Genomic DNA, 13,461 nt, shown 5'->3' on the forward strand with positions numbered 1-13,461 from the left:
CAATATAAGAATTTTGTAGCATTATATTCACGATATCAATATGAACGAGAATGCTGTGCCTGCCGTGTTAAAATATGCTGGATTTTACACTATTAATCACCTGGTTTACTTTCACACCAGGGAACGTACGTTATCAAATAGTGTTACAGATGAAATAGTTACCCTGCAAAATCCTGCAAGCCTGATTCTTTTATGCCTGATAATGAATAATGGAAACGTCGTTTCGCAGAATGAACTTATCGCAGCAGGGTGGGGGGAGAAGAACAGCGTGACCTCGGCAAATACGTTTTATCAAACCATTCTTATTCTCAGAAATGCATTAGAATATATCGGCTTACCTCGCGATCTTATCAAAACCATTGCTCGCCGCGGACTTATGATTTCAGCTGATATTCAGGCTCACGAGATTGCGGCAACACCTGCAGCGGCAACAGTGGTAACGCCACCGGTTGAAGCGCCCGTTGTTGAACCAATTGTTGAACCAGTTGTTGAACCGATTATTGTCGCGCAGAAGAGAGTGAAAATACTGTCGTTTCGTTTTCCTCTTTCTGTCCTGTTTCTTTCTTTATCACTGCTGGTTGCTATTATCGGTGGAGTAATGGGTACCTTTTTTCTGCACCAGAAATCCTTGTTATCGTCGTATGACCTGTTGGCTACGGATAAATTATCTTCCTGCACTGTACTTCAGAACGGAAATGATGCGCTGAAAAATCAATACCTGCGATTTATACGAAAGCATCATGAATTATGCCGCGAGAATAACTATATCTTTCTCTCTGGAGTGAATAGTGCCAAAAATATTGCTGCCGTGATTTGCCCACAGGATGTCAGAAAAAAGACCTCCACCAAATGTACAACTTATTATTCGATTAATAATGAAAACTAAAATACTCTTGTTCGCAATTGTTATCCTGCTCTCTCTGGTTTTAGGGGGGCATGTCTGGTATTCAAAAAAAATTAACCCAAGGATAGATTGTAGTGGTTATGCGGTTTGGGATATTAATCATGAGGTATTCTCAGGTGATATTTCTTATCAAATGCATAACCGTCAGGGGATCATTACCCTTACTGGTATTTTGAAAACCTCTGACGCCCAACTTTATAAAGTGAGTCGTGTGATTTATTTCACCTATGAAAAAATACGTAAACACTATATTCTCACCAGCAGCAGTATTGTTCAGTTTCCTTCCGATAACTTAAAAGACACGGTTAAGCAAAAAGCACTCCCCGCGTTTTATTTAGCAAGTGGCGTTTCATTTTCGCTTTTGATTAATAAGTATCGGGAAGGGTGGGCATTTACCACTGTGGGCTCGCCGTCGTTGCTCTGTATGGATGTGAATTAACGAGAATCGAGGGGGAATTTAACGGCTCAACCTTATCAGGTGTGTGAGCCGTTAAAAGGGGCGTTAGCCAAAAAACATCACGGAAACGCAGAGCAGGCCGACAATCAGGGTAATCAGATTACTCAATGAGCGGTAGGGTTTTAGCGTCGGGATCAGATAGGTCGACAGCGTCGGCATGATGAACAAAATCATGGCGATGAGTGGGCCGCTGATCGCGTAAATCATTGAGATTGCATTTGGGTTAATGCAGCACACAATAAAGGTGATCACCGAAACCAGCATAATGGAAAGCGCGCGATAAAAGGCGCGGCTTTTTTTCACCCCAACCTGCTGTAAGCCAGTTTTCACCACCTCTGTAGCCCCTTCGATCACACCGAAATAGGTGCCGAGAAACGATTTTGACATGGCGACAACCGCGACAATGATCCCGGAAATCGACAGCCAGGCGGGGGCATTTTGCATCATCGACAGCGCGGACAGAATCGTTACGCCCTCATGTTTGGCTGCTTCAATGTATGCGGGTGGGATGGAGAGCAGACAACTGAAGACGAAAAACAACACGCTCAGGCTGATGATCAGATAGGCGACCTTCATGATTTTTTTGCATTTACCCATGGCCTGCTCGCCATATTTTTCACGTCTGTCGATGGCAAACGTGGAAATAATTGGCGTATGGCTAAAAGCGAAAACCATCACTGGAATAGATATCCATACCTGATGAAGCGTGTGCTGATCGAAAGACATCTGGCTGGTCAATAAAGAGGGCTGCCAGCTTCCGGTCAAATAGAGTGAGAGAAATAAAAAATAGGCGATGAGCGGAAACACCAAAAATCCCATCACGCGAATAGTGGCATGGCGTCCCATCAGAAAAATCAGGTTCAGCGTCACCACCACCACCAGACTGACCAGCATACGGATGCGGAGGTCTACCTGTAGGTGTTTTGCCACCTGTTCGGTGAGCGAGTTGGTGATCGCCACGGCATAAATCAGCACGACCACAAAGAAGGCAATAAAGTACAGCGAGGTGATCAGGCTACCGATCTTTTTACCGTAGTAGTGTGTTACCGCGCCGGTGATCCCTTCTCCTGCCGAGGTTTTAGAAGAGAGGATGAACTGACACAGCGCCTTGTGCGGCCAGTAAGTCAATGGCCAGGCGACCAGCGCGGTGATAAACAGAACAATCGCCCCCGCTGAACCCAACTGTATGGGGAGGAAGAGGGTTCCTGCACCAACGGCAGTTCCATATAACGCGAAACTCCAGAGAGTCTCTTCTTTTGACCAAATTTTCGACATTATCTGAACGTATCAACTATAAAATAAACAAAAAAGAAGCATAATTTACCACAAGCAGGGGTTGTTGAGGGAGGCTTAAACAGAGAGGGAGCGGACAGATAAAATGCCGGAATCACAGCGACCCCGGCAAATCAGAGAGTCATCAGGCAGTAACACGCTGCTGACGATGTTTGGTCACACGGTGACGCAAGGTATCATAGGCCCAGTTATAGAGCATGGTATAGGGCAGGAAGAACAGGAAGAAACCTATTTCAAGTGTGAATGCTTGTAGCAGGCTGACACTCAGCACATACGCCACAATACTCACCCCAATCACAATAAAGCCGCTTTCAAATCCCAGGGCATGAAAGGCGCGGACTTTGGCGGTACGTTTGACCAGATGCGCAGGCCAAAAACGGTCAAACAGCGCGTTATAGATGATATTCCAGATCATCGCGGTGGTTGCCAACAGCACGGTGAGGCCTCCCATTTCGAGAACAGAGCGCTGCATCAACCATGCCGTTGTTGGGGCGAGGATAGCCGTTGCGATGCCCTCAAAGCAGACGGCATGAAAAATACGCTCAGGTAAGGAGCGGCGTTGTATGGCATCGTGTTGCATAGCGTGAAACCTTCTTTTATGTTCGCAATAAGGTGGAATTCTGCGCATTTTATCGCTTTATGTGATATCTAAAAGATAGTATCCATCGATAAAGTAGATAGTTCATGCGTTACTCTCCTGAAGCATTAACGGCATTTGTAGAAACCGTCTCCTGCGGTTCCTTTTCTGCGGCGGCACGGCGGCTGCGTAAAAGCCAGTCGACCATCAGTACGGCGATAGCGCACCTGGAAGCCGATCTCGGTTTCTCGTTGTTTGACCGAACGTCGCGGCAACCGGTGCTGACGGAAGAGGGAAAGCGGGTGCTCGGTTATGTGCAGGCGATTTTGTCGGCGAGCGACCGTCTGGATGAAGTGGCAGTGACGTTGTCTGGAGAAACGGAAGCGCGCCTGACCTTCGTCCTTTCCGACACTCTGCATCCGGATGTGCTCGAAGAACTGATGGTGCAGTTCGATCGGCAATTTCCGCATACCGAGTTTGAATGTCTGATCGGTGAAGATGAGGATGTTATCGATCTGCTGCAAAAAGGACGCGCGCAGGTGGGTCTGATAGAGGCCCGTGACGACTACCCCACGGACATGGGGGTCACGCGGTTGCCAATGCAAACCTGGATGGGACTGTATGTCGCCGCGACACACCCGCTGGCGATGCAGGAAAAAATCTCCTGGGATCAACTGCATACCTGGCGAGAGCTGCGGCTGAATACCTATTTTGAAAGCGGCGCCAACGTGGCGAGAGGCCCGGTCTGGTCCGCACCTAACTATTTATTATTGCTCAGTATGGCGGTGCAGGGATTCGGCTGGTGCGCGCTGCCTTGTGCGTTGGTTGAAGAGTTTGCCGCTGAGAAACCGTTGGTTCAACTGGATGTGCCTGGCTGGCCCAGGGCTATCTCGATCGATCTTCTCTGGAATAAGAAATCTCCCCCAGGGGCTGCGGGAAGCTGGCTCCGATACCATTTACAGCAGGGGCGTGTCGCGTCGTAGCCACAGCGATACGCATTTCCTTTGTGATAAAACTCACTTTTTTTAAACATTCAAGGCAACAAGTTTTTAACAATCCTCTACTATTGCGGTGTTATTTTGCGCAGAGGTGGTAATGAAAGAGGTTGTGATAGTTGGGGCATTACGGACTCCCATTGGCTGCTTCCAGGGAACGCTGGCACCTCATTCTGCCGTTGAGCTTGGCAGTGTGGTTGTGAAAGCGTTATTGGCGCGCACGGGGGTTGATGTACATGCCATCGATGAAGTTATCCTCGGTCAGGTTCTCACAGCAGGAGCAGGGCAGAATCCTGCTCGTCAGTCCGCCATCAAAGGCGGGTTGCCGAATACGGTTTCCGCTATCACGATCAACGATGTGTGTGGCTCAGGGCTAAAGGCGTTGCATCTGGCAACTCAGGCTATCCAATGCGGTGAGGCAGATATTGTGATTGCGGGCGGCCAGGAAAACATGAGCCGCGCACCGCATGTCCTCACTGACAGCCGCACCGGAGCGCAATTAGGCAACAGCCAACTGGTTGACAGCCTGGTTCACGACGGTTTGTGGGATGCGTTCAACGATTACCATATGGGTGTGACCGCTGAAAATCTGGCGCGGGAATACGGGATCAGCCGCGAGTTGCAGGACGCCTATGCGCTCAGCTCTCAGCAAAAAGCGCGTGCGGCAATCGATGCGGGCCGCTTTAAAGATGAGATCGTGCCCGTTATCACCCAGCGTAATGGACAATCAAGGGTGATTGATACAGACGAACAGCCGAGGACCGATGCCAGCGCTGAAGGGCTGGCCAGACTGGATCCCACGTTCGATCGTCTGGGATCGGTCACGGCAGGAAATGCTTCGTCAATTAACGATGGCGCTGCCGCCGTTATGATGATGAGTGAGTCCAAAGCGCAAGAGCTGAATTTACCCATACTGGCGCGTATTCGTGCTTTTGCCAGTGTCGGCGTGGACCCGGCGCTGATGGGAATCGCCCCCGTTTATGCCACTCGTCGCTGTCTGGAACGGGTGGGCTGGCAGCTGGCAGATGTGGATCTTATCGAAGCTAACGAAGCGTTTGCCGCTCAGGCGCTATCAGTGGGAAAAATGCTGGAGTGGGATGAACGTCGGGTGAACGTCAACGGTGGCGCGATTGCCCTCGGCCATCCCATTGGCGCTTCGGGCTGTCGAATTTTGGTTTCGCTGGTGCATGAAATGGTCAAACGTAAAGCGCGTAAAGGGCTGGCGACGTTATGTATCGGCGGCGGGCAGGGCGTGGCCCTGGCCATCGAAAGAGATTAATCATCAGTTTACCGCTCGCATAAAAAAGCCCTCCACACGGAGGGCAAAGACCAGTTACAGAAACACTCGAACGAAGAATAATTTATCAAAACAGCGTTTCACTATTTGTGATTCATGACGCAACTTGATGAAAAAACGCGTCATAACCGCCCCCTCATCTCCACTCAGTTTTCTACACATCGTCTATCTCCAGGGTAATCATCTCAATTTTTTATTTTATCTATTTGTTTTTAAATGAATTACTTCAGATTTTTTTGATGCTCAGTTTCTGACCGTGATCGGAACGACACTTTTGACAATAAAACCCACAAAAATGAAACGTTGTTTTATTTATAATTGAAAACAGATTCGCGGAGGGATATCATGGCCTCATTAGGTTAAACGGAACAGCGTTTCGCTCTCCGTTCAGGAATTCACGGTCAATTTATCATTGGAGGTAAATATGGACGTAAGACAGAGTATCCACAGTGCGCACGCGAAAACGCTGGACACCCAGGAACTGCGCAATGAGTTTTTAGTTGAAAGCGTGTTTGTGGCTGACGAATACACCATGGTTTACAGCCACATCGATCGCATTATCGTCGGCGGTATTATGCCGGTGGCGAAATCCGTTTCGGTAGGCGGTGAAGTCGGTAAGCAACTGGGCGTGACCTATTTCCTGGAACGTCGTGAATTAGGCGTGATCAACATTGGCGGTCCGGGCACGATTACCGTTGACGGCCAGTGCTATGAAATTGGTCATCGCGATGCGTTGTATGTGGGTAAAGGCGCGAAAGAAGTGGTTTTTGCCAGTGTAGATACTGCCAAACCAGCGAAGTTCTACTACAACTGCGCACCGGCGCACACCACCTATCCAACCAAAAAAGTGACGCCAGCCGATGTGGCTCCGGTCACTTTAGGCGACAACGTCACCAGCAACCGTCGCACCATCAACAAATATTTTGTTCCGGATGTTCTGGAAACCTGCCAGTTGAGCATGGGGCTGACTGAGCTGGCGCCAGGCAACCTGTGGAATACCATGCCGTGCCATACCCATGAACGCCGTATGGAAGTGTACTTCTATTTCAACATGGACGAAGACACCTGTGTCTTCCACATGATGGGGCAACCGCAGGAAACGCGCCATATCGTGATGCGCAATGAGCAGGCGGTAATCTCGCCTAGCTGGTCGATTCACTCCGGTGTCGGCACCAAAGCGTATACGTTTATCTGGGGCATGGTGGGCGAAAACCAGGTCTTTGATGACATGGACCACGTTGCAGTAAAAGATCTGCGCTAGTCGCGAACGGCAATGATGCCTGTCCGTGACAGGTACTAAAAAATTAAGGGTTTACAATGATTCTGAATGCATTTTCTCTCGAAGGTAAAGTAGCGGTTGTTACGGGTTGTGATACCGGTCTTGGTCAGGGTATGGCGCTGGGTCTGGCTGAAGCGGGCTGCGACATTGTCGGGATTAACATCGTTGAACCGACAGAAACGATTGAACGCGTTACCGCGCTGGGCCGTCGCTTTTTAAGTCTGACCGCTGATTTGCGTCAGATCGACGGTATTCCGGCTCTGCTGGAGCGTGCAGTGGCGGAATTTGGTCATATCGATATCCTGGTCAACAACGCGGGCCTGATCCGTCGTGACGATGCGATCGATTTCAGTGAAAAAGACTGGGACGACGTGATGAACCTGAACATTAAGAGCGTGTTCTTCATGTCTCAGGCTGCGGCGAAGCACTTTATTGCTCAGGGTAACGGCGGCAAAATCATCAACATCGCGTCCATGCTCTCCTTCCAGGGCGGTATCCGCGTTCCGTCTTACACCGCATCAAAAAGCGGCGTTATGGGTGTAACCCGTCTGATGGCGAACGAGTGGGCGAAGCACAACATCAACGTGAACGCGATTGCGCCGGGCTATATGGCGACCAACAATACACAGCAGTTGCGTGCTGATGAAGAGCGCAGCGCGGCGATCCTCGACCGTATCCCGGCGGGTCGTTGGGGTCTGCCGAGCGATCTGATGGGGCCGATTGTCTTCCTGGCCTCCAGCGCGTCTGATTACATCAACGGCTATACCGTGGCTGTTGACGGCGGTTGGCTGGCGCGTTAATTCGCCAACCGTCAATGCCCGATACTGCGAAAGCGGGTCGGGCATTTGTCGCTATTTTTCCCTTCTTCTCTTCGCTAGCCTGAAATCCTCAGAAAGACATTCCCTCTGCGCTCGTCGCATCACAATTGAACTGGAAACGTAATCATAACTTTGTTTCACTGCTATTCGTGTTCAACGAAGGAGTGCGCAATGAAAACGATTGGTTTGCTGGGCGGCATGAGCTGGGAATCCACCATTCCCTACTACCGTTTAATCAACGAAGGGATTAAACAACGTCTGGGCGGTTTGCACTCTGCGAGCCTGTTACTGCATAGCGTTGATTTTCATGAAATTGAAGCGTGCCAAAGTCGCGGCGAATGGGACAAAGCGGGCGATATTCTGGCACAGGCGGCGCTGGGACTTGAGCAGGCAGGCGCGGAAGGGATCGTGTTGTGTACCAATACGATGCATAAAGTGGCGGATGCCATTGAATCTCGTTGCCGGTTGCCGTTTTTGCATATTGCCGATGCGACGGGGCGCGCAATTACCCGGCAAAATATGACGCGGGTAGCACTGTTGGGAACGCGCTATACCATGGAGCAGGATTTCTACCGGGGACGGCTGGCGCAGCAGTTTGCTATTGAAACCCTGGTCCCGGAGGCTGACGCGCGTGACAAAATTAACCAGATTATTTTCGATGAGCTGTGCCTTGGCGAGTTTTCCGCGCAGTCACGCCGTTATTACCTGCAGGTGATCGAGAGCCTGGCGGCGCAAGGCGCGCAGGGCGTCATTTTTGGCTGCACCGAGATTGGCTTGCTGGTCCCGGAAGCGGATAGCGCGCTCCCGGTGTTTGATACCGCCGCAATTCATGCCGCAGATGCGGTGGAGTTTATGCTTTCGTCGTCTGCGACAGAATAGCGTCCAGCGGATCGATAAGGCGCGGTAACGAGGTTTGTAGATGTTCACTGAACGCGTCTACCAGCGCGGAAGATGGGCGGTGTAAGGGGCGGATCAGGCTGACGGTAAACGGTACGTCGATACTGAAACGCCGCACGATAACACCGCTTGCCGCATAATCGAGGGCGGTAAACGGGTTGACGACGGAGATCCCGGCACCTGCGCGCACCATCGCGCAGACCGAGGCGGCGCTGTGGGTTTCGATGACCATCCGGCGCTTAACCTGATGCTCATTGAACAGCGTATCCAGCAACTGACGGTAACTGTCTGTGCGTGACAGGCTAATGTAATTTTCCCCCTGAAAATCGTCAGGCGTCAGCACGGACTTTGCCGCAAGCGGATGACCTGAGGGCAGAACGCACACTTCATTTCGCGTGAGCAACGCGGTGCGTTCAGTCCCCGCCGGCGCATGCAGGGTTTCTGTCAGACCGAGATCGTGGCGCTGCGCGGAAAGCCACTCTTCCAGCAACGGCGATTCCTGCGGAACAATGTTCAGGCTGACATCCGGATAGCGGGCAAGAAAAGGCTGCAGCAGGGTCGGTAAAAAGGACTGTGAGAACACCGGCAGACAGACTACCGACAACTCCCCCTGACGGAATTCGCGCAAACTTTCCGCCGCGCTCACAATGCGATCCAGACCATACCAGGAGCGCTGGACTTCCTCGAACAGCCGTAACCCTTGCACCGTGGGGTGTAGACGTCCGCGAGTCCGTTCAAAGAGCTTTAATCCCAGCACTTTTTCGAACCGCGCCAGTTCCCGGCTGACGGTCGGTTGCGAGGTATGCAGCAGGGCTGCCGCCTCGGTCAGATTCCCGGCGGTCATCACCGCATGGAAGATTTCAATATGACGAAGATTCACGGCGGCCATCGGTTTTCCTTAATGGAGATAATCCATATCATTTTTGCATAGACTTTCGATAAAACGATATTTTTTATTCTCTTCAGGTTGTGGCGTAATCATAAAAAATATCTTGCCCGGAGCCCGCTATGCCACACTCGCTGAACTGTACAGAGACCTCGCTTAACGCTGAGAATTTGCTTCACTTACCGGCTGAGTTTGGTTGCCCGGTCTGGGTCTATGACGCACAGGTTATTCGTCGCCAGATTGCCGCCCTGCAACAGTTTGATGTGGTGCGTTTCGCGCAGAAAGCCTGCTCGAACATCCATATTTTGCGCTTGATGCGTGAGCAAGGGGTGAAGGTTGACTCCGTCTCGTTGGGCGAGATCGAGCGCGCGCTGGCGGCGGGGTACAATCCGCAAACGCACCCGGATGACATTGTATTCACCGCCGATGTGATTGACGCCGCTACGATCGCCCGTGTTAGCGAGTTGCGTATTCCGGTCAATGCAGGGTCCGTGGACATGCTGGATCAGCTCGGTCAGGTTTCTCCCGGACATCGGGTATGGCTGCGCGTGAATCCGGGGTTTGGTCATGGTCATAGCCAAAAAACCAATACCGGTGGCGAAAACAGCAAACACGGTATCTGGCATACCGATCTGCCGGCAGCCCTGGCGGTAATACAACGCCACCAGCTTAAACTCGTGGGTATTCATATGCATATCGGTTCTGGCGTTGACTATGGTCACCTGGAGCAGGTGTGCGGCGCGATGGTGCGTCAGGTTATCGAATGTGGTCAGGATCTGGAGGCGATTTCCGCAGGTGGTGGGTTGTCGATTCCCTACCGCGACGATGAAGAGTCTGTTGATACGCAGCACTATTACGGTTTGTGGAATGCCGCGCGTGAGCAAATTGCGCGTCACCTTGGGCACCATGTGGCGCTGGAAATTGAACCAGGGCGCTTTCTGGTCGCGCAATCCGGTGTCCTGGTAACGCAGGTACGCAGCGTAAAACAGATGGGGAGCCGACACTTTGTGTTGGTGGATGCGGGTTTTAACGATCTCATGCGTCCGGCCATGTACGGCAGTTATCACCGTATCAGCGCCCTGGCGGCAGATGGACGCTCGCTGGAAACGGCGCTTCTGGTGGATACTGTCGTTGCGGGTCCGCTGTGCGAATCTGGTGATGTGTTTACTCAACAGGAAGGCGGTAAAGTGGAAACCCGCGCGTTACCGGCGGTGGCTCCCGGTGATTATCTGGTGCTGCACGATACGGGAGCGTATGGCGCCTCCATGTCCTCAAACTACAACAGCCGTCCACTGCTGCCGGAAGTGCTGTTTGATAACGGCGAAGCAAAACTGATCCGCCGTCGTCAGACAATCGAAGAACTGCTGGCGCTGGAGTTATTCTGATCGGTAATACGGTCCGGTGGTGACGGAATCACGGAGTACCAGGGTTCCCGTAAAGGGAGGGATGGGTTCCAGCGCTTTGCCGCTGACCAACCGTATGGCCTGGTCAATCGCCGTGGTGATCATACTATCAATAGGCAGATAGACTGTAGAAAGCCCCGGCTCAAGCCATTTTGCGCTGGGGGCATCGTCAAAGCCAAACAGTGAAATATCCTGTGGGATCCGAAGCCCAGCCTGGTGTAGCGCTTTTGATGCGCCCAACGCCATATCGTCGTTACAGGCGAAAAGGGCGCTAAACGCTACGCCTTCATCGAGCAATTCACGGCACGCATCGTAACCACGCATCATACTGGAGTCCCCGTATTTTACCTTTGCCGGATCCCAGTCGATGCCGTTTTTCTCCAGAGCCTTCCGATACCCCATTAAGCGAGATTTTCCGGTTGGAGTGTGGATGGGAACGGTAATGCAGGCGATATCGCGATGGCCCTGCGAGATCAGATAATCCACGACCTGAAAGGCGGCGTCTTCTTGTTCGAAAAAGATGGCGCGATCCCGTGCCAGGCTGACGTCGCGATTTATCACCACCAGCGGCATGGCGATCGTATTGATAAGCTCCATGATCGCCTTTTCGCTCATATAGCGGGTATAGAGAATGATGGCGTCACATTGCCTGTCGGCAAGCATCTGCACCGCTTCTTGCTCGCGCTCGGGCGTGTCGTGCCCGTCGGTGACGATCAGTTGCTTACCGTGAGATTCCGTCTGCCGCGAGGCTTGTTGCAACAGCCGACCGAAGTAGAATCCGTCGAACGTCGACACCACGAGACCAATGCTGTTACTGGTACGGTTCGCCAGCGATCGCGCCAAAAAATTGGGGCGATATTCTAAGGCCTCCATCGCTTTAAAAACCTTTTGCCGCGTGCTCTCTTTTACTTGTCCCGTCCCGTTCAGTACGCGAGAAACAGTCGCTTTTGATACGCCCGCACGACGTGAAACATCCAGCATTGTTGTCATGACGCTATTCCGATGATTCGTTTGACGAAGGATTCCCTGACTCCGTCGGCGTCGAAACAGAGTGTCGACGGACCAGAGTGGGGCTAAACACATGAGTGATTTCCGGCGCAGGACGATTTTCCGCCAACGCGAGTGCCAGCTCCGCTGCCTGAGTTGCCATCGTCACAATAGGATAACGAACGGTTGTAAGCCGTGGGCGTACATAGCGGGAAACCAGCACGTCATCAAAGCCAATCAGGGAAATCTTCGAAGGGACGTCGATGCCGTTATCATTTAATACCCCCATGGCGCCAGCCGCCATTGAGTCGTTATAACAGGCGACTGCGGTGAAGTTTCGCCCACGGCCTAACAACTCCATCATGGCCTGTTCGCCGCCGCTTTCGTCGGGTTCGCCAAAGGTCACCAGCCGATCGTTACACGGCAGTTGACTCTCTGCCAGCGCGTCGTAGTAACCTTTCAGACGGTCTTCCGCATCCGAAATAGTGTGGTTTGAACACAGATAGCCGATCCGGGTGTGCCCTTGCTGAATAAGGTGGCGGGTGGCAAGCCAGGCGCCGTAGCGATCGTCCAGGGCGACACAGCGTTTCTCAAATCCGGGCAGGATCCGATTGATCAATACCATGCCGGGAATTTGCTTCATGAGCGAGGCCAGCTCGGCATCCGGGAGCATTTTTGCGTGAACGACCAGTGCGGCGCAGCGGTGACGGATCAGTTGTTCAATCGCCTGACGCTCTTTGTGTTCGTTATGATAGCCGTTGCCAATCAGTAAAAAATTACCGGTGTGATAGGCCACTTGCTCAACAGCTTTCACCATCGCGCCAAAAAAAGGATCGGAAACATCACCCACCACCAGGCCCACTGTCTCTGTCGATTGCTGGGCAAGGGCGCGGGCATTGGCATTGGGGTGATAACTGAGAGATTCCATCGCGCTGTTCACCGCAAGACGAGACGCCTCACTGGCTTTCGGGGAATCATTGATCACGCGAGAAACGGTGGCGACTGAAACACCAGCCAGTCGGGCCACATCCTTTATGGTCGCCATGACACTAGTACCTATTGAGGGTAAACGCTTACATCCTGTCAGTGTTACGGAAAAAGAGGGGCTATTCAAGCAGATTGCCCATCCTGACTTCGCAAATGTGAGCGCACACGAATGAAGTAAGACAGAAAATAGACAATGCAAACCTTTGGTTACACTTTGCTAAAGGCTGTTTCGATTGTTCGCTGGTGAGGAATTAGCGTGAATTGATAGAGTCGAGATCCCAGAGGTATTGATAGGTGAAATCAGCTTTCGGGTTGATCACACGAATTACACCAACCTGCGCAGATGCGCAGGTTTTTTTTTGCATTTACGAGAATCTGTAACAGTAACGTGTATTTTACACAACTCGTTTCATTTGCGTTCATTCCTTTGCGTTTTCGCACTGGCGTACATTCAGTGTGGAGACCACAATCAAGATCCCAGAGGTATTGATTGGTGAGATTATTCGGTACGCACTTCGTACCCTGTCTCTTGCACCGACCTGCGCAGATGCGCAGGTTTTTTTTGTCTATAGAAAACCCCCAGCTAGGCTGGGGGTTCAGTAAAGCTTTCAGCTTTGAGCCAGTTATTAAAACCCCTTTTGATTTGTTAAAACACCTTGCGGTCTGGCAACTGCAAATGTT

At 51.6% G+C, this 13,461-nt stretch carries 13 protein-coding genes; 8 read left to right on the top strand and 5 right to left on the bottom strand.

Features of this window, described 5'->3' with window-relative positions; all coding sequences use genetic code 11:
- Positions 1-40: 40 nt before the first annotated feature.
- The gene (locus NNO04_RS21170) at positions 41-886 is read left to right on the top strand and encodes a winged helix-turn-helix domain-containing protein (RefSeq protein ID WP_271446334.1); all 846 of its coding nucleotides are present in this window, start codon (positions 41-43) and stop codon (positions 884-886) included.
- Positions 876-1,343: a hypothetical protein gene (locus NNO04_RS21175; RefSeq protein ID WP_271446335.1), complete on the top strand. Its 468-nt coding sequence runs from the start codon at positions 876-878 to the stop codon at positions 1,341-1,343. Before NNO04_RS21170 ends, NNO04_RS21175 begins: the two co-directional genes overlap by 11 nt.
- A gap of 63 nt (positions 1,344-1,406) precedes the next feature.
- Here NNO04_RS21175 and NNO04_RS21180 read toward each other — a convergent pair whose 3' ends face one another.
- Both NNO04_RS21180 and NNO04_RS21185 read right to left on the bottom strand, forming a co-directional pair.
- Positions 1,407-2,636: an amino acid permease gene (locus tag NNO04_RS21180; protein ID WP_271446336.1), complete on the bottom strand. Its 1,230-nt coding sequence runs from the start codon at positions 2,634-2,636 to the stop codon at positions 1,407-1,409.
- 142 nt (positions 2,637-2,778) lie between these two features.
- Entirely contained in the window at positions 2,779-3,234 is a 456-nt protein-coding gene (locus NNO04_RS21185; RefSeq protein ID WP_271446337.1) for a multidrug/biocide efflux PACE transporter, read from the bottom strand.
- A gap of 104 nt (positions 3,235-3,338) precedes the next feature.
- On the opposite strand from NNO04_RS21185, the gene NNO04_RS21190 reads away from it, so the two are divergent.
- The 5 genes from NNO04_RS21190 to NNO04_RS21210 all read left to right on the top strand — a co-directional run bounded on the left by NNO04_RS21190 (position 3,339) and on the right by NNO04_RS21210 (position 8,499).
- Positions 3,339-4,214, top strand: a complete 876-nt coding sequence (locus NNO04_RS21190; RefSeq protein ID WP_271446338.1) for a LysR family transcriptional regulator — start codon at positions 3,339-3,341, stop codon at positions 4,212-4,214.
- Positions 4,215-4,326: 112 nt separating this feature from the next.
- Entirely contained in the window at positions 4,327-5,505 is a 1,179-nt protein-coding gene (locus tag NNO04_RS21195) for an acetyl-CoA C-acetyltransferase (RefSeq protein WP_271446339.1), read from the top strand.
- Positions 5,506-5,947: 442 nt separating this feature from the next.
- Entirely contained in the window at positions 5,948-6,784 is an 837-nt protein-coding gene (gene kduI, locus NNO04_RS21200; protein WP_271446340.1) for a 5-dehydro-4-deoxy-D-glucuronate isomerase, read from the top strand.
- Between the two features lie 56 nt (positions 6,785-6,840).
- Positions 6,841-7,602 (top strand): 2-dehydro-3-deoxy-D-gluconate 5-dehydrogenase KduD, encoded by a 762-nt coding sequence (gene kduD / locus NNO04_RS21205; RefSeq protein ID WP_271446341.1) that lies wholly within the window; start codon positions 6,841-6,843, stop codon positions 7,600-7,602.
- 189 nt (positions 7,603-7,791) lie between these two features.
- Positions 7,792-8,499 (top strand): aspartate/glutamate racemase, encoded by a 708-nt coding sequence (locus tag NNO04_RS21210; RefSeq protein WP_271446342.1) that lies wholly within the window; start codon positions 7,792-7,794, stop codon positions 8,497-8,499.
- Here the strand turns inward: NNO04_RS21210 and NNO04_RS21215 are convergent.
- Positions 8,471-9,406 (bottom strand): LysR family transcriptional regulator, encoded by a 936-nt coding sequence (locus tag NNO04_RS21215; RefSeq protein WP_271446343.1) that lies wholly within the window; start codon positions 9,404-9,406, stop codon positions 8,471-8,473. The genes NNO04_RS21210 and NNO04_RS21215 overlap by 29 nt on opposite strands.
- Positions 9,407-9,525: 119 nt before the next feature.
- Here NNO04_RS21215 and lysA point away from each other — a divergent pair, with 119 nt between their 5' ends.
- A complete protein-coding gene (lysA, locus tag NNO04_RS21220; protein WP_271446344.1) occupies positions 9,526-10,788 on the top strand; it encodes a diaminopimelate decarboxylase in 1,263 nt (420 codons plus the stop codon).
- On the opposite strand, the gene NNO04_RS21225 is transcribed toward lysA, so the two are convergent.
- Positions 10,780-11,796: a LacI family DNA-binding transcriptional regulator gene (locus NNO04_RS21225; RefSeq protein ID WP_271446345.1), complete on the bottom strand. Its 1,017-nt coding sequence runs from the start codon at positions 11,794-11,796 to the stop codon at positions 10,780-10,782. The genes lysA and NNO04_RS21225 overlap by 9 nt on opposite strands.
- Before the next feature lie 4 nt (positions 11,797-11,800).
- Positions 11,801-12,838: an HTH-type transcriptional regulator GalR gene (galR, locus tag NNO04_RS21230; protein WP_271446346.1), complete on the bottom strand. Its 1,038-nt coding sequence runs from the start codon at positions 12,836-12,838 to the stop codon at positions 11,801-11,803.
- Positions 12,839-13,461 lie beyond the last annotated feature (623 nt).

This window comes from Citrobacter sp. Awk 4 (assembly GCF_028069725.1).
In the GTDB taxonomy this organism is placed as follows: Bacteria; Pseudomonadota; Gammaproteobacteria; order Enterobacterales; family Enterobacteriaceae; genus Citrobacter_D.